20 protein-coding genes are annotated in these 22,244 nt (G+C 60.0%); 6 read left to right on the forward strand and 14 right to left on the reverse strand.

The annotated features are described in order from the left end of the window. Positions 1-59: 59 nt before the first annotated feature. The 5 genes from V7116_RS05040 (at position 60) to V7116_RS05060 (ending at position 4,454) form a co-directional block, all read left to right on the forward strand. Positions 60-1,061, forward strand: a complete 1,002-nt coding sequence (locus V7116_RS05040; protein WP_324390797.1) for an NAD(P)-dependent alcohol dehydrogenase — start codon at positions 60-62, stop codon at positions 1,059-1,061. 195 nt (positions 1,062-1,256) lie between these two features. Beyond that, positions 1,257-1,514 carry a hypothetical protein gene (locus tag V7116_RS05045; protein ID WP_324390798.1) on the forward strand — a complete coding sequence of 86 codons (258 nt, stop codon included), beginning with the start codon at positions 1,257-1,259 and terminating at the stop codon, positions 1,512-1,514. A 31-nt stretch (positions 1,515-1,545) separates the two neighbouring features. Beyond that, positions 1,546-2,541: an NAD(P)-dependent alcohol dehydrogenase gene (locus V7116_RS05050; RefSeq protein ID WP_324390799.1), complete on the forward strand. Its 996-nt coding sequence runs from the start codon at positions 1,546-1,548 to the stop codon at positions 2,539-2,541. Beyond that, complete coding sequence (locus V7116_RS05055) at positions 2,538-3,467, forward strand: NAD(P)-dependent alcohol dehydrogenase (protein WP_324390800.1); 930 nt, start codon at positions 2,538-2,540, stop codon at positions 3,465-3,467. The genes V7116_RS05050 and V7116_RS05055 overlap by 4 nt, the downstream gene beginning before the upstream one ends. A gap of 27 nt (positions 3,468-3,494) precedes the next feature. Beyond that, positions 3,495-4,454: an NAD(P)-dependent alcohol dehydrogenase gene (locus V7116_RS05060; RefSeq protein WP_324390801.1), complete on the forward strand. Its 960-nt coding sequence runs from the start codon at positions 3,495-3,497 to the stop codon at positions 4,452-4,454. A gap of 89 nt (positions 4,455-4,543) precedes the next feature. Here V7116_RS05060 and V7116_RS05065 read toward each other — a convergent pair whose 3' ends face one another. The 13 genes from V7116_RS05065 to V7116_RS05125 all read right to left on the reverse strand — a co-directional run bounded on the left by V7116_RS05065 (position 4,544) and on the right by V7116_RS05125 (position 20,755). Continuing rightward, complete coding sequence (locus V7116_RS05065; RefSeq protein ID WP_324390802.1) at positions 4,544-6,661, reverse strand: hypothetical protein; 2,118 nt, start codon at positions 6,659-6,661, stop codon at positions 4,544-4,546. Then, positions 6,658-6,876, reverse strand: coding sequence for a hypothetical protein (locus V7116_RS05070; protein WP_324390803.1), 219 nt, complete (start codon positions 6,874-6,876; stop codon positions 6,658-6,660). The genes V7116_RS05065 and V7116_RS05070 overlap by 4 nt, the downstream gene beginning before the upstream one ends. Then, positions 6,873-7,970, reverse strand: coding sequence for a hypothetical protein (locus tag V7116_RS05075; RefSeq protein ID WP_324390804.1), 1,098 nt, complete (start codon positions 7,968-7,970; stop codon positions 6,873-6,875). Before V7116_RS05075 ends, V7116_RS05070 begins: the two co-directional genes overlap by 4 nt. A 13-nt stretch (positions 7,971-7,983) precedes the next feature. After that, entirely contained in the window at positions 7,984-9,855 is a 1,872-nt protein-coding gene (gene topA / locus V7116_RS05080; protein WP_324390805.1) for a type I DNA topoisomerase, read from the reverse strand. Positions 9,856-9,860: 5 nt separating this feature from the next. After that, the gene (locus V7116_RS05085; protein WP_324390806.1) at positions 9,861-10,055 is read right to left on the reverse strand and encodes a hypothetical protein; all 195 of its coding nucleotides are present in this window, start codon (positions 10,053-10,055) and stop codon (positions 9,861-9,863) included. Positions 10,056-10,065: 10 nt separating this feature from the next. Further along, positions 10,066-12,192, reverse strand: a complete 2,127-nt coding sequence (locus V7116_RS05090; RefSeq protein ID WP_324390807.1) for a hypothetical protein — start codon at positions 12,190-12,192, stop codon at positions 10,066-10,068. Further along, positions 12,192-12,674, reverse strand: coding sequence for a hypothetical protein (locus V7116_RS05095; RefSeq protein WP_324390808.1), 483 nt, complete (start codon positions 12,672-12,674; stop codon positions 12,192-12,194). Before V7116_RS05095 ends, V7116_RS05090 begins: the two co-directional genes overlap by 1 nt. A 75-nt stretch (positions 12,675-12,749) precedes the next feature. Further along, positions 12,750-12,989, reverse strand: coding sequence for a hypothetical protein (locus V7116_RS05100; protein WP_324390809.1), 240 nt, complete (start codon positions 12,987-12,989; stop codon positions 12,750-12,752). Between the two features lie 467 nt (positions 12,990-13,456). After that, on the reverse strand, positions 13,457-14,371 hold the full coding sequence (locus V7116_RS05105) for an aminoglycoside phosphotransferase family protein (protein WP_324390810.1): 915 nt from the start codon (positions 14,369-14,371) through the stop codon (positions 13,457-13,459). A 185-nt stretch (positions 14,372-14,556) separates the two neighbouring features. Further along, positions 14,557-15,924: a hypothetical protein gene (locus V7116_RS05110; RefSeq protein ID WP_324390811.1), complete on the reverse strand. Its 1,368-nt coding sequence runs from the start codon at positions 15,922-15,924 to the stop codon at positions 14,557-14,559. Next, entirely contained in the window at positions 15,921-18,512 is a 2,592-nt protein-coding gene (locus tag V7116_RS05115; RefSeq protein WP_324390812.1) for a hypothetical protein, read from the reverse strand. Before V7116_RS05115 ends, V7116_RS05110 begins: the two co-directional genes overlap by 4 nt. Positions 18,513-18,520: 8 nt before the next feature. Then, positions 18,521-19,621: a hypothetical protein gene (locus V7116_RS05120; RefSeq protein WP_324390813.1), complete on the reverse strand. Its 1,101-nt coding sequence runs from the start codon at positions 19,619-19,621 to the stop codon at positions 18,521-18,523. A 9-nt stretch (positions 19,622-19,630) separates the two neighbouring features. Beyond that, on the reverse strand, positions 19,631-20,755 hold the full coding sequence (locus V7116_RS05125) for a hypothetical protein (RefSeq protein WP_324390814.1): 1,125 nt from the start codon (positions 20,753-20,755) through the stop codon (positions 19,631-19,633). Between the two features lie 211 nt (positions 20,756-20,966). Here V7116_RS05125 and V7116_RS05130 point away from each other — a divergent pair, with 211 nt between their 5' ends. After that, positions 20,967-21,398 (forward strand): hypothetical protein, encoded by a 432-nt coding sequence (locus tag V7116_RS05130; RefSeq protein WP_324390815.1) that lies wholly within the window; start codon positions 20,967-20,969, stop codon positions 21,396-21,398. Between the two features lie 58 nt (positions 21,399-21,456). On the opposite strand, the gene V7116_RS05135 is transcribed toward V7116_RS05130, so the two are convergent. Next, positions 21,457-22,089 carry a response regulator transcription factor gene (locus V7116_RS05135; protein ID WP_324390816.1) on the reverse strand — a complete coding sequence of 211 codons (633 nt, stop codon included), beginning with the start codon at positions 22,087-22,089 and terminating at the stop codon, positions 21,457-21,459. Positions 22,090-22,244: the final 155 nt, after the last annotated feature.

The following is a 22,244-nucleotide window of genomic DNA, read 5'->3' on the forward strand; positions in this document are numbered from 1 at the left end:
CGTACAGTAGTTTGGGATAGTAAGAAAGATCGGATCAAAGCCGCCTTGGAGGGAAACACATGAAAGCTGTTATCTACACCGAATATGGACCACCGGAAGTTTTGCACCTCACCGAAGTCGAAAAGCCCACACCCAAAGACAACGAAATCCTGATCAAAGTCTACGCGCGCTCGGTCGGATACGGCGACCTGGTCGCGCGCAATTTTCGCAGCATTACCCCGCGCGAATTCAATATGCCGAGTCTGCTCTGGGTCCCGACCAAACTGGTTTTCGGACTGCGCAAGCCGCGCATTCGCATTCTCGGTTCTGAGTTGGCCGGGGAAGTTGAAGCGGTCGGCAAGGATGTCACGCGCTTCAAGGTGGGCGATCAGGTCTACGGCTATCCGGGGCAGAACTTCGGCGCGAATGCCGAATATATCTGTATGCGCGAAAATGGATCGGTGACGCACAAACCCGCTAATATGAGCTATGAAGAAGCCGCCACCGTGCCGTATGGGGCGATGATGGCGCTGAACCTGCTCAAAAAAGCGAACATCCGGCCCGGCCAAAAGGTGCTGATCAACGGCGCGTCGGGGTCCATCGGGTCGTATGCATTGCAGCTTGCCAAACACGATGGTGCAGAAGTCACCGGGGTCTGTGGCACAGCGCGCGTAGAGATGGTGAAAAGGCTGGGGGCCGATCATGTCATCGACTACACGTGCGAGGATTTCACCCAGAACGGCCAGCAGTACGACGTGATTTTTGACGTGCTGGGCAAGAGTACGTTTCCGCGCGCCAAAAAGTCGCTTACCCCAAATGGTCTCCTTCTATATACCAGCTTCAAACTGCCGCACCTGCTGCACATGCTGCGCACGGCGCGATCCGGCGGCCAAAAAGTGGTCTGCGCGTTCTCTGGCGAGGGATATGCATACCTGGATACGATCCGCGAACTGGTCGAGGCGGGCGCGATCACAACAGTGGTGGATCGCACGTTTCCGCTAGACCAGGCCGCCGAAGCGCACCGCTACGCCGAATCCGGGCAGCGCACCGGCCATGTTGTGATCACATCGGGCGCACAGTAAATGGGAACAGCCATAAATAAGGACAGATTTCTAACTCCCCGGTGGAACAACATACTCGCGCTGGTGTTGGGTGTGCTGCTCCTGGTCTTCGTGATCGTCATGTTGTCCACATCCGTTTTGCCGATTCGCGCCGGCTTTATCGTGTTTGCGATTCTGGGGGCGGTGTATTGAGTGGTGGTCGAGCAGCATGCGGTCATGCGGTTCGCATGGCTCCGGCAGCAGGCAGGGCAGGATAAGCGGGTAGAACAGACCGCTATCGAGATCATCATTTTTACCGTGTATAACCTGGTTTATTGGGTCCCGTTGGCGCTGCCTATCATCGGGACCATCGACTACCGCACGGGCGTGATCGCGTTTGCTATCGTAATCGCGATCCGGGGCGCGCTGAACGGATACCGGGTGAATGTGCTCCCGGTGGAACAGGGCCAGCGTTTCCCCTTGCGCGCGCCATGAGCGCCCATAAGCATAAGGAGCAATCAGAACCATGAAAGCGGTTGTCTACGAACGATACGGTTCACCGGATGTACTGCATCTGGCCGAGATAAAAAACCCCACGCCGAAGGATAACGAGGTCCTGATTCGCGTTCATACGACCACCGTTACTACCGGCGATTGTAATATGCGCGGATTCGTCTTTGTGCCGCCAGGGTTCAAATCTATATCGCGCTTGATGTTCGGTCTACGTAGACCCAGGAAATCGGTCCTGGGAGTCGAACTGGCAGGCGAGATCGCAGCCGTTGGCAAAGCGGTGACCCGGTTCAAAGTTGGTGACCCGGTCTTTGGGATCGATGGTATACGGGTGGGCGCGTATGCCGAATACAAGGTGATGCCGGAAGGCGCTGGATTGGCGCTAAAACCCGCCAATCTGAGCTATGAAGAAGCCGCCGCCATCCCGAATGGGGCCTTGACCGCGCTGACCTTCCTCAGAAAGTTGGGCCATGTCCAGCAGGGTCAGACGGTGCTGATCATCGGTGCGTCGGGCAGTGTTGGCTCGGCGGCAGTCCAGATCGCCAAACACTTCGGGGCAGATGTCACCGGGGTGTGCAGCACGGCGAATGTTGAACTGGTCAAAGCGCTGGGCGCGGATCAGGTCATTGATTATACGCAGCAGGATTTCACGCAAAACGGCCAGACCTATGACGTCATTTTTGATACGGTCGGCAAAAGTTCATTTCCGGCCTGCAAAAACTCGCTGACTGCTACCGGACGCTATCTCGCCGGGGCGGGTGGTCCGGGTGTGTTTGGTCACATGCTGCGCACGTCATTGTTCGGCGGCCAGAAAGTGCTGGCCGGGGTTTCGTCCGAAAAACAGGAAGATTTGGCATTTGTCAAAGACCTGGTTGAAACAGGCGCAATACGACCGGTCATTGACCGCACTTATCCACTGGAGCAGATCGTCGAAGCACATCGCTATGTCGATACCGGGCGCAAAAAGGGAAACGTGGTTATCACAGTGCCGCAAAACGGAGAAGCACCATGAAAGCCGTTGTTTACGAACGATACGGTCCGCCCGAAGTGCTGCGCCTGGTCGAGATGGCGAAACCCACGCCGAAAGAAAATGAAGTCCTGATTCGCGTCCATGCGACGACCGTCACCAAAGGCGACGTGCGAATGCGCAGCTTCACGGTTCCGCGCGCGCAGTGGATACCCGCCCGGCTGTATTTGGGGATCAGGAAACCGCGCCGCCCGATTCTCGGTATGGAACTGGCCGGAGAAGTCGAGGCGGTCGGTCAGAACGTGACCCGCTTCAAGCCCGGCGACCCGATTTTTGCCTCGACCTTTGAAGTCGATTTTGGCGGCTATGCCGAGTACAAATGCTTGCCGGAAGACGGGCTGATCGCGATCAAGCCGGATCATGTGAGCTATGGCGAAGCGGCGGCGGCGGTCGGTGGGGGGATGACGGCTTTACGGTGCATGAAAAAAGCCGACATTCAGCCAGGCCAGACGGTGCTGATCTACGGCGCTTCAGGGGCGGTCGGCACGAATGCCGTGCAGCTTGCCCACCACTGGGGCGCAGTCGTAACCGGCGTATGCAGCACCGCGAATCTTGATCTGGTGCGCGGGCTGGGGGCCGATCATGTCATCGACTACACGCAGGAGGACTTTACCCAACACGGCGACACCTATGATATCATTTTTGACGCCGTAGCTAAATTTTCGCCTGCGCGCGCTAAAAAGGCGCTCAAACCGGCGGGTATCTACCTGAATGTCCACAAGGACTCACATGAGAGTGGCGGGCGGATCGTGCGCAATGAGGAACTGTTGGCGCTCAAAGACCTGCTGGAAGCCGGTACGCTCAAACCGGTCATTGACCGCACCTATCCGCTGGAACAGATCGTCGAGGCGCACCGGTATGTGGATCAGGGCCACAAGAAGGGCAACGTTGTCATCACGGTGGTACAGTAATGCAAAATCAAACTCGGGAGAAAAATCGTGAAAGCGGTTGTATGCACAAAATACGGGCCACCCGAAGTTCTTCAACTCAAAGAGGTTGAAAAGCCTACTCCCAAACATCATGAAGTATGCATCAAGATTCGCGCGACCGCAGTCACCGCCAGTGACTGTATTGTACGGGGTTTCAAACTGCCGATTTGGCACCCGATAGGACTGTTGATGGGACTTGTGGTTGGTTTTAGAGGACCAAGAAATTCCATCCTGGGCATGGTGCTGGCCGGAGAAATCGAAGCAGTTGGCAGGGATGTCACTCAGTTCAAGTCGGGCGATCAGGTGTTTGCATTCACCGGGACGCACTTTGGCTGTTATGCCGAGTACACATGCCTGCCGGAAGGACGTATGATGGTCTTTCCGGGAACCGTCCCCAGCGTGATAACAGCAAAACCGTCCACGATGACCTATGAAGAAGCTGCCGCTGTTGTCTATGGGGTTGCGATGGCGTCGCACTTTCTGAGAGGGGGTCATATCCAGCGTGGACAAAAGGTGCTGATCTATGGCGCTTCGGGGGCAATTGGAACTACTGCGGTGCAGATCGCCAAACACCACTATGGGGCGGAAGTGACCGGGGTATGCAGCACCGCGAATCTGGAATTCGTGACATCGCTGGGCGCTGATCATGTGCTTGATTACACCAGACAGGATTCGGTAGTCGAGGGAGCGCGTTACGACTTCGTCATGGACGCTGTTGGAAAGAAGAAAAGTTCCAAGTTAAAGCTGGCGTGCAAGAACGCACTCACGGCAAACGGGAAGTACATGTCGGTCGATAGCGGGAACCCCACGCCACGGCTTGAGGATTTGGTGCTGCTCAGGGAGTTGATTGAGGCTGGCAAGTTCAGAGCAGTCATCGATCGCTGTTATCCGCTGGAACAAATCGTCGAGGCGCACCGCTATGTGGATCAGGGCCACAAGAAGGGCAACGTTGTCATCACGGTGGCCTAAGTTTAGCAGAGCAATCGTCAATACGACAAGAATGCTCAATGCAGAACAAAAAAGGTTGGCGGAGAGGACCCCCGCCAACCTTTGCGCGTTCACAGGTCAATATCGAGGTGTGCAGTTTCTAGCGCCGGATTGGATACTTCATTCAGCCGGGGTTGCCACGCCTCAGCCGGATGTGTAACACTCCATTCACCGGCTTCCAGCTTTTCGAGTGCATCCTTCTCCATCACCTGCCACTCGCTGTCCATCCCCAGGTCACTTGCGACCGCCTCGGCGAACCCAGGGCCGGTGAGGTGGCTCAGTTCTTCCATGCCTGCCAGCGACATGAAGTCCTCGCGGAACTGCTGCGCCCTTTCTTCGGTCTGGAACTGCGCCACTTCGAGCCACTGGGCGCGCTCCGGTGATTCGGGGGACAGCGCTTCGGCCAGGTCGCTGAAGTCCATCACACACACGGCGGAATACCCCAACTGCGCGCCCTCCGGGTCACGCGCTGGTACGATGTCCAGCCGCCAGGTCGGCGCGATATCCTTCGGCTCGAAGTCCTCAAAGACAAAATCTTCCGCCTGGAGATAGGGCGAGTCGGGCAACACACTGGACGCGATGAGCGTTTCGCCTGCAAATCCAGGGGGCGCGGTGGGCAGCTTGTCGCGGATCGGCTCGGTGCCAGGAATGGCTTCTGTAACCATCCGCACGTGGTCGCGGTAGGCTTCCCACTCTTTGGAGGTCAACGCTTCCCATTCCGGCTCGTAACCACCATCATAGTCAGGCGGGTAATGCCCGTCGTGCTGTTCGAGCAAGTCGGTCAGGGCGGCATCGGCTTCAGCCAACGCGATACGTTCGTAGATCGCCGGGCTGTCGTGGAAGCCTGCCGGTGAGAACGCCGACTCGCGGTCTTCGGTAATCCGGTTGATCAGCGCCTGCTGCTGGTAGGCCAGCGCTTCATCGAGCGTGTCAAACTCGCCCATCGGCAGGTACCGGGCCGCCCACCGGTTATCTTCGTGGTTGGCATATACATCGACCACGCCGACGTTGTAACCGTCATCAACGCCCTGCGGCGTGGAAGACACCAATGCGGCATCGAAGTGATACCAGCAGGTTTCCAGCGATGGTTCAGGTTCAACCACACCCAGTGTTGGCAGCCTGTCCGGGAAAAACAGTCCGTTATCCCGTGCCGTGTTACGCGCGAGTTTCTGCGCTGTATCCAGGTCACCGTCTTCCATGTGCAGGTGCAGCGCGGGCAGCGGCCAGGGGGATGTGGTGGGATCGGTCACCGGCATGACCGGCAGCGAATCATGCATCACGATGTCTTCTTCGGTTTTCTGGGCACGGAAGTAACGCAGCTCGCGCGGCGCATCCTCCGGCAGCGGACTGTCTGATGGGCGGTCCACCACCGAGAAGAAGTGGACGGTGTCCGCCGCGTCGCGGTGGTGCGGCACGTAACGCCCCTGCGCATCGAAGGGCGTCATGTCATCGCCAAACGTGACCGGCAGCACCAGGGCGGCGGGTTGGGGTGTGGGGGGCTGGTCCCAGATGCTGAGATCCGGCCAGTCGGGATGGTTTTCCCATTCCGGTGTGAACTCGGTTTTGTTTACGGTCATTTCCTGTCCCTCCGATGCGAACAACGGCGTGCCGGGAGCCAGTTCACCGGCGCGGGTGGCTTCCAGCGTGGCCGCTTCGAGCAGCCTGCTAGTATCGCCTTCCACTTTGACATCCCACAGCCGCTGCTCGATGGGCGTCAGTTCAACGATGGGACCGCGCGCCACCGGTGCTACATCCAACCGCCCATCATCCAGCCGGATCAGGCTCAACGTGCCCCGGTCGAGGTCAGGCTCAAAGGGATACAGTCCAACCACGTACATCGCGCTGTCCGGCTCATACGGCATGGCCTCAACCAGCGTCATCGCAGGCTGCAGCCCCTCACGGCCTGACTCAAGCAGCGTTTTTTCAGCTTCATGCATGTGCTCCTCCGCCGACATGAAGGACGGATACTCGGCCAGCGTCAGGCGCTGCTCCCGCTCCAAACCGTGTTCACTGCGCGTGGTACGCACCAGGTCCACGCCAAACGGCTCACCACTCAGGGGGTGTGCAGGTGGGTCGAGTTCGACAGTATAGGCCGCTTCCGGCGTGCGGTAGACCAGGCCGTACCCTTCGTCCACCGCTACATCGCCGTTCGGAAATTCCTTGCGGTTGATGGTCTGTTCTTCCGTCATTCCACACGCTCCCCCACACTCAGTTTGAGCGGGAATACATGGCCGTTGACCGTGAATTGACCGGCTTCACGCGGAGTGAGGGGCAGCGACGACTGCCGGATGAAGCGCCGCAGCGCCGCCCCACGGTCACACCCCCATCGTGCGGCCAAGGTGCTCAGTGCGGCCTTGTCCTCTTCGCTTATCCGGAAGGTGAAGGACACGCTCAAATCGTTCATAGGTCAAGCTCCCATGTCTGGGTGGCGTATTCACCGATTCCCTGGGATGACTCGGGTTCGAGTGAGACACCGCGCTCATGCTGCCAGCCTTCGCGCTGGTCAGCCGCGATGGCCATGCCTTCCGCTGCTTCGAAGACACGCTCGATGTCTTCACTCCGCTCGGCGATGCCGATGAGGTGTTCGCTGGCTTCATACGCTCTGTCCCAATCCCCAACCATACACGGTGCAAGCTGGGCTTCATATACGCCGGAGTCAGGATCGTGTGTCAGCGACAGGATGCTGGCGACGCAGACTTCCCGGTCATCGGGATCGGGCTGGTAGACGCCAATCCAGTAAGCCGTGTTGGTGTCGGCATCGTAGAAGGGCGGCATGTCCTGATCGGGGTCAAACCCGTCAGCGGAAAGACCGATCTCTTCCAGCGCCTGTGCTGCTGGATAGTGTTCCGGTTCTATCATCTCGACTGCCACACCGCCCAACTCGAAAGCCGTGCGGAGCAGGTCGTCATGAGCGTATTCCGGCGGGATGTCCGGTTCGGCATCCTGAGTCAAACCAAACTCACGCGCGAACAGTCCGTATTCACCGGGTGTCAGAGCGCGCCACTGCGGCGGCTCAAGCCTTTCACGTCCGGCGATTTTCGCGGCTGCGCGTTCAGCGAGGTCGGGCACGTCGTGCGCGCCCAAACCCTGGTCGTAGGCGTAGTTGTTGAGACGGTTGAACAGGTCTTCGGCCTGATCCAGTTCGTCAGGGCCAAAGGCCTGCACCCGCAAAAACGTACCGCCTAGATCACCCGATACCGTGTCAGCATAGAGGTCTACACAGCCGACCTCGTAGCCGGTCAGGTTTCCATCGGCATCGGCCTGTTCCAGCCCGACGAAACGCGCATCCAGCCAGGACCAGTTATCCGGCGGTCCGGGCGGTGGCTCAAAGCCAGGCAGGGACTGCTGATCCGGCGAAACCACAAATGGCTCAGGTTCATAGTCATACACTTCCGGCGGCGGCTCATCCATGAAGCGTAAATCATCCGGCGGCGGCTCGTAGTCATACTTGTCATCAGGCGGTGGCTCAGGCGGGAGAGTGTCCGGTTCGTAGGTCATTGGTTAGCTCCCGTCAACTCGTCGCGCCGTGCAGCGTAACCGGTTTGTGTTCCAGACCGCGTGTATAACCGCAGTCGGGATAGTTGGCACAGCCGGTGAATTTGCCATGTTTGCCTTTGCGCTCGACCAGGTCGCCACCGCAGGCAGGGCAGGTTTCACCGGTCACTATAGGTGACTGTTGCGGTGATTTGGTGGCTTGGGTGACCTCACCCGCTGCGTGTAACTGCGGGGTGAAGTCGGACCAGAACGCGCGTAGTATGTCCAGCCGCGCCGCCCGGCCACTCGCGACTGCATCCAGCTCATTTTCGAGATGTGCGGTGTATCCGGCGGCGAACAGGTCAGGGAAATGAACAGTCAGGAAGTCACACAGACTCACGCCGCTCTTGCTGGGCACCAGCCGCTTGCTCTTGACGGTTACATACCCACGCTGCTTGAGCGTCTGGACCATACTTGCATACGTGGACGGGCGACCAATACCCAGGCGTTCCAATTCGCGCACAAGTGACGCCTCGGTGAAACGCGGCGGCGCTTGGGTCTGGCGTTCGACAGGCAGCCACCCAATCAGGTGCAGCGCCGCACCTTCCGACAGCGGCGGCAGAATCGGGTTTTCTTCGGGTTCAGCATCGGGATCGGGGGGGTCCTGGTAGATCTTGAGGAACCCGTCGAACACCAGCATCCGGCCTTTGACCTGGAACGACAGCGGGTAGGGCAAGCCATGTGTTTTTCCTGCCAGCACCTCGGCCACTTGCACTGCGTAACGTGCTGAAGCCATCTGTGACGCAACAAAACGCCGCCAGATCAGGCCATACAGCTCTGCGCCATCGCCCTTGACGTCCTGGGGAAGGCGCGTCACATCGGTAGGCCGGATGGCCTCGTGAGCTTCCTGGGCATGTTTGCTCTTGGCCAGGTAGATTTGTGGCTCGTTGGGCACATAGTCCCCACCGTAGGTCAACGCGATCAAGCGGCGGGCGGCATCCTGCGCTTCTGGCGCGATATCGGCCCCATCCGTGCGGTGATACGTGATCTGACCTGCTTCGTAAAGCCTTTGAGCAACCTGCATGGTACGTTCCGGCGACAGTCCCAGCGCCTGGCTGGCTGCCTGCTGGAGTGTGCTGGTCGTGAACGGTGGAGCAGGGTGGCGTATCTGCTCGCCGTGCCGGATGCTGCCGATCCAGAGGGCAGCGTTTTTCAGGCCACTGGTGAGCGTATCGACCTGTTCGTGCGTGAGGCGTTCAACCCGCTGCCCCTTGACCGAATACAGCCGGGCGTTAAACTCTCCTTCACCTGCCGCCAGTTGTGCATCCAGGGTCCAATAGGTTTCTGGCGTGAAGGCGGCGATCTGCCGCTCGCGTTCGACCACCAGGCGCAAACATGCGCTTTGCACACGCCCGGCGGAGTAGCGCCCATCCAACGCCTGGCAGGCCAGCGGTGACACGAGGTAACCCACCAGCCGGTCGACAATACGGCGCGTCTGTTGGGCTTCGATCAGGTTCAGGTCGAGCGGGCGCGGGGATGCAATGGCGGCTTTGACCGCGCTTTCGATGATGGCGGTGAAGGCCACACGGTAGACGGGCTTGTCCGGCGGCAGGTCGGCCAACTGCAGGACGTGCCACGCGATAGCCTCTCCCTCGCGATCCAGGTCGGTGGCGACATAGACCGATTCCGCTTCTCGAATAGCTTTGAGCAGTCGCCGGACGGTGTTAGCCTGACGCGGTTGGACTTCGTACAACGGGCGGAAATCCTGATTGACTTCAATCCCCAGCTTGTCCTGGGGCAGGTCGCGGACGTGGCCGCGTGTGGCTTCCACCCGCCAGCCAGAACCAAGCATTTTGGCGATGCGAGCGCTTTTAGCAGTGCTCTCGACGATCAACAGCTTGTTAACCATGTGTTTCACTTCTCCGAATCGGATTGAGCAGGTCCACGAGTATCCGAAGCTGCTCGCGGGTCCGCTTGCGGTCGATCTGCGGCCAGGTAGGCCGCGAGTTCTTTCTCTCTGAGGACCAGCCACACGGGCCATTCCAGGAAGGCATGATACGCTTCCTCCTCCATGACCTTGAAGGGGCTGGTGCTGGGTTGTTTAGCCATAACTGCTCCATTACGTTGTACCGAAGCGCCCAATTTCGGACACAGGTGGACGATTTAGTAACCAGAAGATTCCCTCGTCTTGTATATCCAGGACATACTGGAAACGCGGCAGGGATGCGATGATGTCCAGGTGGTGTTTGTTGAGATGTTGAAAGGCTGCATCCTCACGGAAGACGTTCATGCCCTGGCGCTGCGAAAAGATGACGCGAATCGGGCAGTTCTCGAAGACCAGGCGGGCTTTGTTCTCAAGGAACACGCTCATCTGTTGATCCACCACGATCAGCTTGGCTCTTTTGGTGCGAAACGTCTTGGCAGCTTCAATCAGGAAGTCCAACAGCGACGGGTGGCGCATCAGGCGGTAGACCTCATCGACCGCGATGATACGCGGCAACTCATCGCGCAGGCAGTCGCGGCGGATGGCGGACAGCACCTGGGCATACGCCAGTGCGGTCATGACCGGGTCGCCTTCCAACTCGTGGAACGAGAACACACGCGGGCCAATCTGCTCTTTGCCACCACGTCCAAAATCCACCGTCGTGTGTCCGTTGAGGAACTTGGCCCAGGGACCGGAGCCGGTACACAACCCGGCGATCTCGTCGGCCAGGTCGCGCGCCACCTGCTGGATGTGCGGCTTGTCGCCCAACCCGGCCAGCACATCACAGACCGTCTCGCACAAGGGCGCGATGTCCGGCGTCACCGACTCCAGGTCACCGAACCCGCTGTAGAGGATTTCGAGCGCTTCACCCAGCAGGCCGCGCTCCAGGTTTTCACGCTGGCCGCTGGAAAGCTGGCGACCTAACACCGTCTCGTAAATGCGGATGGTGTGTGACTTCTGCTCGATGAGCGTTGGGAACATCACGTCCTGTGGATTGAGGCAGGTGTGCTGGGCGCTGAGCACGTACCAGGGCAGGTCGAAGGCCTGCACAATGTGGCGGCCATGTCCCATCGGTTCGAGCAGGTCGAATGGGATACCCGATTCGGCGTATTCGCGGGAAAGATAGCCATTGAGTAAGAACGTCTTGCCGAACCCGGTCGTGCCTACCCAGACCTCATGCGTGGCGCGTTTGTCACGCCACGAGTTGTGGAAGACCGGGTAGGACGCGCCAACCGCTTCGCCCCGTAGCACGCCATCCGTAGTCGAGAGCTTGCGATACCCGAGTGGAGCCAGCAAAAGCGCCAGCTCGCGCGACGTGACCGGCCAGGTGGTCGCCGGGATGTTGATAAGCTTGCTGGGAGTGTGAGAGAAAAAACTTACCGCCCGCGCCAGCAGTTCGCCCACTTCCTGCCGTAAAAAGAACCAGGGACGGGTCTCGTTGATGACCTCATGCACGCGGCGCTTGAGTGTGCCCAGGTCAGGCGCGAACACGGCGAAACTGATCTGCACCTGGTGCAGCGCGTCCCCGGCGTTGATTTCCTGCAAGGTGCGGCGGCAGTCGTTAATGCGCGTGACCGAGCGGCTGTCCTCGCCGCTCACACCGGACAGGTGGACCTGGTAGGCGGCGATGATGTTCTCCACCGCATCCACTGCCGCGTTACGTTCGAAGGTTTTGGGGATGTCCACCGCCAGCGCCAGCGGGATATTCAGGCGCAGCACACTGGCCAGCGGACGGAAGAAGTTCCATGACGCAGGCAGGAATTCGTAGCTGGTCAGCACCGCCAGCAGCGGACGCCCACCGGGACGACCGACCGGAGCCAGGTGCCAGAATGGGGATTCCCGCAGTTCGTAACGTCCCTCAAAGAGCGGCGGCAGTGGCGCTTCGAAGACCGGGGTGTCGAAGGCGGAGATCATGCCACCTGCCAGGGCGCGCGGCATTTCATCCGACCACAATGCCATGCCGCACAATGTGCGCTGGTAATCCGCTTCGGCTTCCAGCATCTCGTAATGGCGGCGGTATTCCATCAATAGCGCGGCGCGGCGGGGATCGTCCGTCTCACGGGCGGCGCGGCTGACCTGAGCGATCTTTTCATCCAGGCTGGCGGGTGTCTGCCAGCAGAAAAAACGCGCCGGACCGGGCAGCGTGCGCAGCCAGGTGGCGAAGCGCGCTTGCAATGTTTGCACGCCCTCTTCGGTCGCGTGCAGCATGATGTCAAACGGTTCAATCAGGAAGGTGCGAACCGGGATGTTCTTATCGGCCATTAGTGACTCCCTTCTAACGGCAGCGCCGCAGGTCTTTCGACAAATATCAGGCCGCTGTCGTGGTCGGCTTCATCGGCATGTGCGAAAGTGATCCATTCGGTCATATCGGCCTCGACTTCGCCTTCCGGCGGCGCGAAAACGGCCTCAGAGTCAAGAGTAACCAGGCCGGTCGGCATATCAAGCGCTGTCCCCAGGCGACCGCCGATGCTTCTAGGCTTACGTTCGGCGGCGAGCATCAGGCTGCCGCGCACGCGGTAGAGCAGGCGCTGCCACAAAGGGAGTCCGCCGCGCGGGCCGGTTAAGACCAGCGCCAGGATAAAGGTGATCACGGCCAGCAGGAATGCCACGTTGCCCAACGCGAAGCGGGCGAGGATGAGTGTCATGCCTCCGCTGACGCCGCCTAGCAGCAGGCGTTTGAACGGAATCCCGGCGAACCCCTTTTCGTCTCTGCGCAGCACGTGTGATTTGATGTCGGCAGCCATACATGGTCCTCTGCCGGTGCGCAAAGGCAGCCCAGTGCGGCTGCCCTTGCGGCGGCGGGTGATGAACGGACGGGACTAGGTGAACGAGATGAGGCTGGCGACGGTGGACGCGGCAATGACGAACAAGAGGCCCATCACCACCTGGTTGGCAGCGCGGGGGTTATCCTGTTTCCACTGCCCGATGATTGGAAAAGACGACCCCATGTACATAATTCCAAGCGCGATGAACCCGAGGAAGGCAGCCATCGGGGCCACCAACTGTGCGACGGCTTGCGCTTCGGCAAACCACTGCTCGATCGTTTGAGACAAAGACACGGTAAAAACCCTCCACATGTGGATTAGACGATGATGTCAGGGCAGGGTGGGAGTCGCGGTCTGTGACGCGCTTCTCCTTCTGAGTAGTGAGGTCGTGTTGCGACTGCGCCACCCCGCTCCATCTGACATTCTCAGGATATCAAAGTGGAGAGGGCGATCTTGCGGAGGATTACCATTTTGGGTACGGAAATTTGCCGGATTTGGGTGTCAAAATTCCGAACTCGGTTGTGGACACAAAGAACGCAGCCGGTTCGGAGACGGGCTGCATTGAGAGGAAATCGGGAAAATGGGCCTTTTACTCTACCTGTACGGCATACTGGTACACGACCAATGCAGCGTCAGTTCCACCGCCTGACCGGGCAGCAAGGCGAATTTCGGTGGACAGTTGAGCTTACACCCAGACAGATCCAGACATACAGGTGGGATCAGGTATCGTCACGCGGCGTTTCTTGAAGTTCGTTTCCGTATCACATGCTGCGTTTGTGCTCGGCCAGGACTTCATCAATGGCGCGCCGAGAGATGCCAGCGAGTACCGGGTTGGTGGTCTGGTAGTAGGGGAGAGCGATCAATCCGACGGACAATGCCCAGCCGCGACCGCGCGCCCACGTCGCCTCATCGACCCGCAGCGTCACCCGAAATACGTCCCGGGTTTCGGCGGAAAAAAGATTCCACGCGACCTGCAGGTCGCACGCCGGATCACCCACACCGAGACCTCCGAAGTCGATGACCGCGCTGAGCCGTCCTTGTTGGACCAGCAAGTTCCCGGATTGCAGGTCTCCATGGATCCAAACGAGCGGGCGGCTCCAGGCGGGTGACCGGAGGGCCGCTTCCCATACCGCGGTCGCCGCGTCGGTATCGAGTATGCCGTTCAGGGCTGCAATCGCGGCACGGGTACGGGAGTCTCGCATGGCGAGCGGCTCGCCGCGGTCAAAGTTGTGCGGCCCAGGCGGCGGCCCACCGGTGGCGTCGATCCGCTGCAAGGCAACGATGAACTGCGCCAGGTCGGTTGCCGCCTGACGGGGTTCAGCGAGGCGCTCGATGGTCACGTTCTCGCCTTCGAGCCACCGGCAGATGGACCACGGCCAGGGGTAGCCCTCGCCGGGAGTCCCCTTCGCGAGTGGGACAGGAACAGCCAGCGGTAGGAACGGGGCTAGTTTCGGCAGCCACCGCTGCTCCTTTTCCACCGGATCGATGGCTCCGGGGTGGCGGGGTAGTCGCACGGCCATGTCGTCGCCGAGGCGATAGAGGGCGTTGTCCGTCCCGGCGGATGGCACGGGCTCGAGGGAGAGTTCTGCCCACTGCGGGAATTGCGCCACGAGAAGCCGGCGCACGAGGGATGAAGCGATGTCTATCTCATCGACATGCATTTTCCCGGCGGGCATGAGAATCTCCTAAAACTGACATGAATCTGCGATGTAAGCCGGACGACGTGTCCACCTGCAACGACCTATCGCTGGCGAGCCGAGTCTGCCCATACATTCGGGCACAAGTCTCTTGTGCCAGGGTCGAGAGCCGCCGAACGGCCCTATCCGTCCCGCTGTCGTTACGCTGCCATAATGCCTTAGTTTCAACCGGGCGTCAATTGTATGGCATACTGGGAAGCTCCTACGATCAGTTTGGCATACGGCTCGCCCGCCCACGCCCAATGCAGCGTCAGGTCCACTGCCTGGCCCGGCAGCAGCATGAACGGCCCCAGCCCTTCGGCGGGCATCCAGGGACCGGGTGGTCGCGGGGCGTAACCAAAGGTAATGGCGATGTTTTCCGGTCGGATGTCTGCTGGCTCGGATTGACCGTTGTAGGCCCGCAATTGCACGGTGATTCTTTGGTCTACAGTGACGACCGAGATCACGTCCACGTGCAACAAGTCTCGCGCCGGGAGCGGCGTCGCGGTCGGCGCTGGCGGGGCGGGTGTCACATCGACTACCGGCAAATCCAACAGATCGGCCACCAATACATCATCCCGCGAAAGCTCCTGTTCGGGCGGGTAAGTAGCGAGCACCAGCAGGCGCGATGCAGTTGGCGCGCCGCGCTCGTCCCGCTCGCCTATCAGGACCAGCACCAATCCCGGCTCAATCTGCCGGAAGGCACTGGTATCACTGCGGCTGACCTGGGTTTTGCTGGCGAAGTCAAACTGCTGCACCGCTCCCGTGTTGAGCCGGATGCTAAACGTCGCGCCCGGTCCCAGCGATTCAAAAAGGGCTTCGTTCTGCGGAGACCACGGTACGCCAATCACCGGGCGCACACTCAGCGCCTGGATAAACGACGCGGTGTCGGGGTTGGGATCATACAACCACTCGGACAACTCAACTTTTCTTCGCTGCACGACAAACACACGCGGCTGAGTTTGCCCGGCAGGCAGGATTTGCAGGTTGACCGGGTAAGCGGGGGCGCGGTCGCGTACACCATCCCGGATGATGACATCCTGCTCTTCGAGCGCGATGGGCGTCGGTGAAGGCGTGTAACGTAGGGTCGGCGTGGCATAGGGTGAATCATCGCCCGCTTCCCCAGTTGGTTTGGAGTCATCTCCACCCAACCGCGAGAGCAGGAAAAACACGAAAAAGATCAGAAACAAGCCTGCGCCGCTGAAGATCAGGAGCGCCTGAGTCCGTTTGGGCGCAGGCGGCGTATACTCCGCTTCAGGTGTGACATGCACTTCGCCAAGCCGCGCCGCGTTTTGAATACGGATGGGCGTCCTGGCCCAGCGCGCACCAATCGGCACCAGCGCCCCGTCTGCATAACGCTGGATGAGGGCGGTCACGATCTGCTGTTCCAGGGCATCCGAACCGGACGCCCCGTTGATACGCACCTCGCGTTGGTAGAGCATCTGGTAACGGTGCTGGCGGTCGGTGGGTACAAGTTCCCACAACGCCCGCAGCTCGTCCAGACTCAGGGCGCGCAGCTCCTCAATGGTATGGTACTGGAGTTGTTCGATCATTCTTCACCTCGTTGGGCCGTTGCGCTCTGGCTGCCAGCCAAGGCTTCCTGGGAGTGCATGGCCGCATCCAGACTATTACGCTCCGGTGCGCTGACGTTGACCTGCACCTGCGGCGTGACATTGATATTCGGTATAACCGCCGTACCCCGCGCGGTGATGGCGTTTGGCAGCATCACAGCGGCGCGTTGAAGGGCACTCACGGCTTGCTGAGCACCTTCCCAGCCGGTGTTGAGAGTGCCGCGCGCCTGCTCAACCAATGTGGCCTGCGTTTGCGGCGTAAGCTGCCCGGTAGGGGAGTTCTTGACTTCAGAGATCACGGTTTGAGCCTGCTGGCCCGTCAGTCCCAGGCGCAGTGCCATGTCTCCAAACAGCCCCAACCGCGACACATCCCCCTGGATTGGCGCACGGTCACCGGCCTGGGGTGTAACGCCCATCGCCCGCGCGACACCTTGCGCGATGGTGAAGTGATCTGCGCCACCGGCCATTGGTTGACCATCGAGGGTACGCTGGACGCGCATCTGGGAAATGAAATCACCCATGATACCGGCGATATTGGCTGCACCCTCAACCCGCATCAGGCCCAGGACCGGCTGGGTCTGACCGGTTTGCAGGGTTGCACCCAGAGTGGCAATGCGGTCTTCGACCTCTTCGCCGTGCATATCCGAAGCATAGGCGGTACGCTCTGCATCCACTTTTGACTGGCCTGCCTGCGCCCGGACGTCCGCACCCACTGCGCCGACGCGCTCTTCGATCTCTTCTCCCTGTGCATCTGTCGCGCGTTGCACACGATCCACTGCCGCGTGGGTTTGTCCCGCGTGCGAGCGGACGGATGCGCCAACGTCACTGACACGCTCCTCAATTTCCTCACCAGGATCACCGGTAGATGAGACAGGAGGCTGGATCACGGCGGGCAGGGGTAACTCGTCGGGTATGGGCGTAAATGTACCCATACGACGCGACCTGGACGGTCGTTCAGGCGTAACGTTATCCCCATCTTCCCGGTCTACCGGTTCAGCAGGCAGGCTGACGCTGCGCTTGGGCTTGGGCGGCTGACTGCGGTCGCTGAGCATCAACGCCCCCAAAACCGGCCCGGCAACACCGCCCACCAGCGGGATACTCTGACCCACCTGGCGCAGCACAGAACCTTCGGTGAATTCGTCGGCCATCTGACCGATCGGCGTATTGCGCGTGCCGGGGAGGTAAGCCAGCGTTCGAGCCGCAGACTGCAAACGCCGCGAGCCGCCCAACATCACACCGGCAGTCTGAGACACTGTCGCACCCTGCTGCATGGCAGAGACTCCGGCCAGCGCGCTGCTGCCGACATTGGTCACAAGTGCGGCTCCACCGGCAGCGGCAGCAACACCGGCTCCGGCCAATCCCAGGCCCACCGCGCCCGGTGCGACCATCACACCGCCGGTGGCTTGCCCAATGGCTCCAAACAGCCGGTTGAAGCTGTTCCATACCGCCTTGATGCCGCTCCACAGCAGCACCAGGATAAAGATGGTGCAGAGCAGGGAGACACCCAACACGACCAATGCGTTTTGGGTGGCAGCAGCGCCGAGCAGGAATGAGATGATGAGCGACTGCATCAGGGCGATCACCACCGTCTGCACGATGAGTTCAATCCACATATCTAGAATCGAGCGGGCGATCACTTCGGTCTTTTTGAAAAAGGCGAACAGAATGGCGACGCTGAAACTGACAAACGTGAGTCCTTGCGCTATCGTCAGCAGCAGGAAGATGAGCTGCTCGACCACGCCGAAGATGACCATCGGCCAGGCGGAGAAAATGCGAAATTGCGCCGCGCCCGCTTTGTCGATGGAGGCTTTGCGCTCCTCTTCGTTGAGCGGGTCACCAAAGAACTGTGAGCTGTTACCCACGTAGAAGTACGAGTCCTCGTAGAACTGCCAGTGGGTAGGCAGGGCGGGATCGTACAATGCGCCGCGCGGCTGGAAACAGGCAGTCAGGGTTGGGGGCGGGTAGCCCATCACGTCCTGACCATCGGCCAGCAGGTAGGCCAGGGCAATATCCAGACCGTCCACGTCGTTACTGAATCCGGTCGCGCCGGGCAGATACGGTCCCAGCGCATCACACGCTTCCAGTGGTGGCAGGTCACTGCTGGTCACGGCTCCGAGGGAACTGAAGGGACTGCCCGCGCTCTGCATACTGTCCAGCGCGACGGTATAGAACCCGGTACTCAGATCGCGGCGGAAGTCGTTCATGCCCTGGTACAGCAGCGGGCCAAGTTGGAAAAACACGATCCCGGCCAGGTACCAGCCAATCGCGCCGCGTGGACTGACCACGTCCAGTTTCACAAAGGCCGCCAGCAGGTAGGTGATACCCAACACCATGAGGGCGATTACGAAGGCGAGGCTGGCCGTGACGCGCATCTGATTGTTGGTCTGTGTGATGAGTGGCGCGAAGGCGTTCTCGACCAGCCAGATGTTTGCCAACTCAATCGCGTGGCCCATCATGAACAACCCTTTTTGCAGCGTCCAACCCGCCAGCGCCAGCAGGCGCAGCAGGTCATACCACAGTTTGTCGATCTGGACTTGCAGTCCATCCAGTACATCATCAACCCAGGGCATAATCTCTCCTATGGCTCAGCGATGTCGCCGGTACAGATGGTGTTGACTTCGTTGATCCACGACACGATGTTCTGGCCCGGTACGATGGTCGGTATTCCGCCATCGCGCGAGGTGACGTCGAGCACATACGAGACGCGTCGCGCCGTGCCGCGTGGGCCATAGGCCGCCAGCGTGAAGGTTTTGGTTTCCCCTGGCTGCACATCGGTCAGTTCGTAGTTGGGTGTGAATCCAGCTTCCTCCGCCGCCGCGAGGCTCGCGCCCCAGACGCCCTCGGTTTCCATGCCGCCGGGCAGTGTGATGGTGCTGACGTACATCTGGCCTGCCGGGAAAATGTCATATTCCACCGAGCCAACGTTTTTGACCTCAAACTCCCAGATGAAGATCGACTGTGGTTGACCCTGACCGTCCGGTTCTGCGGCGGGCCGGTCGCTGATGCTCGTCACGCGGAACATGAGTTGCAGACCGGAAGGCTGCGCCGGGGTGTAGATCGCGTCGCCTACGAAGTAGTCATTGGTGCGCACGTACTCGGTTGGTGTCGGCCAGGGTGTATAGGTGGGACGCGGCGTGGGTGTCATGCTGCCCGGCGCACCACCCGGCGGCGGGTTGAGCGGATTCGGATAGATATAGTACGTCACCCGCGTGACCCCGTAGCTGCGGCTCGACCCGGCCACGCCGCTCGCATAAATACTGACCGAAGCGTAATACACGCTGGTCGGGATGGTGATGGCATACAGGTTGGTCCGGGTCGGACCGGGGATGGTATCGACTGCGATGTACCCGTTGCTGCCGGGCCAGTAGTACGGGTAGGTCATCATGCTGCCCGAAAAGGACAGGTAGACTGTGCCCGCATTCTGGCCGGTCCACTGAGCGTAGATCGTGTTGAAGTTGGGCGCAACCTGGTACCAGCTCAGATTGGAGGCGAAATACGGCGGCCACAGCGGCTGGCTGGTCGCGGGCTGGGTATGTGTTGGGCGCGGTGTGCTGGACGGGCACACATACTGCGGCAGACCGGTGATCTGCAGGTTGTTCACCGTGCCCGCGCAGGCAATGGCGGCTGCCAGCAGCAGCGACAGCGCGATGATCCAATGGATACGTCGTTTGTTTCTCATAATTGTCCTCTAGGGTATAAGGCCAGGCTGGTTGCCTGCGGGCAGGAGCAGGGTGAAAGTCGAATCGCTGCCGCCCCATCGGCGTGAAACATCCCACGACTGGCCGAAGTAGGGCACGACCAGGCTGACCTGCGCGTTGGTCCGCAGCTGGATGCGCGCATAACCCGACTCGTCGGTGAGGGCTTGTGCCAGCGCGCGATTGGTGGCTACATCCACCAGCCGGATGGGAATACCGCGCACGCCTTCTGCCGGGTCTACCGAACGGTTGGCGTTTTCGTCGTAGGCGATGAGTACCGCGACAGTCACCAGTTCCGGCGGCGCGTCGGTGGCAGTCGGCTGGATAGCCGGAGGCCCCTGGATGAGTTCCACCCGGCGGGCGGGATGTGGCTCTGGTGATGGCGTGAGCGATGCAGCAGGCGTGATCACTGCGGAAGGGCTGCTGTGATACGTCAGGATTGCATCCAGGGCAAGCATGGTGTTGGAACTGGCCGGATTACGTTCGCTCGTATTGCGCACGAGCAGCGTGTGTGTGCCTGCCGCGACGGGAAACGTATCGGTGCAGGTGAAGTGCGCTTCGGGATAGTAGGCATCCACCGAGCCTACCACGCGACCGTCCACTACAATCTCCCAGATACCGCCGTTCCAGAAGGCGACGTAACACACCCGCACACCTTCACCTTCGAAGTCCAGATGTACGGCGGCGTCCGGGTCTACACTGTAGTGGTATTCATTCTGACCGGCAGACCAGGACCACATGTCGATCCATTCCCCACTCACATAATCCAGGTTGGGATGGTCGGACTCCATGCGCACCCACTCGGCGAGCGGCATCGCGTCGGATGTCGCCAATGAGGCTGCCACTGGTTCCAGTGCCACTCCCGGCATCACGGCGGTGATTTCCAATACTCGCACGGCCAGCGTGGGCGTAATCGTCGGCGTGCGTGAGGCTGTTGGCGTCGGTGACGCGGTAGGCGCCAACGTTGGAGTGGCGGTTGGTGGAATAGTGATCTCCACCGTCGCCGTAGCAGTCGCAGTGGCGGTTGCTGTGTTCTCTACCTGTGGCGTATCGTCGTCGCCACTACCACACGCAGCGAGCGCCAGCGCCATGAGCGCAAAACAAAGGATTCGGGTCATACATGAGCTCCAGAGCTAGATGAGTTCGGCCATCTACCATCGTAGCGGAGCAGGGGGGTGCCTCATGCGGAGAATTACCATTTTGGGGTGGGAAATTTACCCGATCTGAACCGCAAAATTCCCTACTCGACCGACTGCGGGATGTTCTTTGAAGGGAAACCGGTAACGCGGTATGCTAGAACATAGGTTCAGATCAGGATTGGAGGAATACATGGCGGTTGGATGGTTAATTTTGGCGCTTGTCGCCGGATCGGTTGTGCTCAATATTGTGGGCCCTCTGCGCGGTATGAGCGAGAAAAAGATGGGTGTCTATGAGCGTATGCTGCCGGGGATGCAGGTGGAAGTGACACCGGAGAACCTGCGCACCTGGCTGGCCCGGATGACGATAGCCGCCGTGCTGCTGGAAGTGATCGTGCCTGGCGTGATTTATGCAATGCTCGCAGAGGAACTGGAACGGTCTGGTGTGTTATTCGGTATGCTGTTCTGGGGCAGTGCGTGGTTGATAGGGTCGCTCCCAGTGTTGGTGTTTGAGCCTATGCTGATCCATGTGCCGCGTCGCTTTGTGATTCACAACATCGCGTGGTCTTTGCTTATCTACCTGATCATCGGCGCTGTTGTCGGGCTGATTTATCCGGTTGGCTGACTGTGTCTGCAAAAGGAGAATGGTGGCAGATAGATCGTCACCTCAATATGCTGGTTCACTAAGGCAAAAACCCTTCTTCGGCAGCGAGAGCAATCAGCTGGATGTTCGTCTCAGCCCCAAAGCGGCGGCGTAACCTCTCGCACACACCATAGACGCGGCGCACCGGTACCGCACGGAGCAGGGCAATTTCCTGGGGGCGGAGTCCCTGTGCCAACTGACGCAATATTTCGCGCGCTTCGGCATCCAACTGCCAGCCCGCACGATCCGACTGCATGGCCAGCAGATATTCCGAATTGGCTGTGGGAGAGAGATACGGGCGACCGCGCATCACGGTCTGGATGGCTTCCACCAGGTAGTGGCTCAGGGGATCGTTCTTATACAAATACCCCATCGCCCCAACTGTGAACAACTCCTGGACGATCAGCCCGTCGGACAGGTAACTCAAAATCAGAATCCGTGCACGGGGAGCCGCCGCCTGCACCTGATCCACCAGCGCCAGCACGTCCAGGTCAGGCTCAAGCCGGTCACCCAGCAGGATCACGTCGGGGCGCACATCTCCCAGCACATTTAGCATGTCCGACAGCATCTGGTAGGTGCCTACCACCTGGAACGCGCCGTGCTGGCGCAGGACGGTTTTCATGCCTTCCAACGCCAGGTCCACATTATCGGCAATTACGATATTGACCGTCATACTCGTTCACCCCGTTACACTTCTCGCCTGTTCCAGCATATCACAGCCAGCGTGACACCGGGAGTGGCAAAATAGGACATTGGGGAGGGGGAAATTTACCGGCCCGGATGGGAATCCTCCGATCCGAATCAAAAACCCGGCACTGCGCATCCACC

It is taken from the genome of Aggregatilinea sp., from assembly GCF_036822615.1.
In the GTDB taxonomy this organism is placed as follows: domain Bacteria; phylum Chloroflexota; class Anaerolineae; order Aggregatilineales; family Aggregatilineaceae; genus Aggregatilinea.

Bases quoted from the DNA above. Each gene is read 5' to 3' on its own strand.
- V7116_RS05055 (WP_324390800.1), top strand. From the start codon at position 2,538: ATGAAAGCCGTTGTTTACGAACGATACGGTCCGCCCGAAGTGCTGCGC.
- V7116_RS05115 (WP_324390812.1), bottom strand. From the start codon at position 18,512: ATGCCCTGGGTTGATGATGTACTGGATGGACTGCAAGTCCAGATCGAC.
- V7116_RS05050 (WP_324390799.1), top strand. From the start codon at position 1,546: ATGAAAGCGGTTGTCTACGAACGATACGGTTCACCGGATGTACTGCAT.
- V7116_RS05125 (WP_324390814.1), bottom strand. From the start codon at position 20,755: ATGACCCGAATCCTTTGTTTTGCGCTCATGGCGCTGGCGCTCGCTGCG.
- V7116_RS05090 (WP_324390807.1), bottom strand. From the start codon at position 12,192: ATGGCCGATAAGAACATCCCGGTTCGCACCTTCCTGATTGAACCGTTT.
- V7116_RS05095 (WP_324390808.1), bottom strand. From the start codon at position 12,674: ATGGCTGCCGACATCAAATCACACGTGCTGCGCAGAGACGAAAAGGGG.
- V7116_RS05085 (WP_324390806.1), bottom strand. From the start codon at position 10,055: ATGGCTAAACAACCCAGCACCAGCCCCTTCAAGGTCATGGAGGAGGAA.
- V7116_RS05135 (WP_324390816.1), bottom strand. From the start codon at position 22,089: ATGACGGTCAATATCGTAATTGCCGATAATGTGGACCTGGCGTTGGAA.
- V7116_RS05105 (WP_324390810.1), bottom strand. From the start codon at position 14,371: ATGCCCGCCGGGAAAATGCATGTCGATGAGATAGACATCGCTTCATCC.
- V7116_RS05040 (WP_324390797.1), top strand. From the start codon at position 60: ATGAAAGCTGTTATCTACACCGAATATGGACCACCGGAAGTTTTGCAC.
- V7116_RS05120 (WP_324390813.1), bottom strand. From the start codon at position 19,621: ATGAGAAACAAACGACGTATCCATTGGATCATCGCGCTGTCGCTGCTG.
- V7116_RS05110 (WP_324390811.1), bottom strand. From the start codon at position 15,924: ATGATCGAACAACTCCAGTACCATACCATTGAGGAGCTGCGCGCCCTG.
- V7116_RS05130 (WP_324390815.1), top strand. From the start codon at position 20,967: ATGGCGGTTGGATGGTTAATTTTGGCGCTTGTCGCCGGATCGGTTGTG.
- V7116_RS05065 (WP_324390802.1), bottom strand. From the start codon at position 6,661: ATGACGGAAGAACAGACCATCAACCGCAAGGAATTTCCGAACGGCGAT.
- V7116_RS05045 (WP_324390798.1), top strand. From the start codon at position 1,257: ATGCGGTTCGCATGGCTCCGGCAGCAGGCAGGGCAGGATAAGCGGGTA.
- V7116_RS05075 (WP_324390804.1), bottom strand. From the start codon at position 7,970: ATGACCTACGAACCGGACACTCTCCCGCCTGAGCCACCGCCTGATGAC.
- V7116_RS05070 (WP_324390803.1), bottom strand. From the start codon at position 6,876: ATGAACGATTTGAGCGTGTCCTTCACCTTCCGGATAAGCGAAGAGGAC.
- topA (WP_324390805.1), bottom strand. From the start codon at position 9,855: ATGGTTAACAAGCTGTTGATCGTCGAGAGCACTGCTAAAAGCGCTCGC.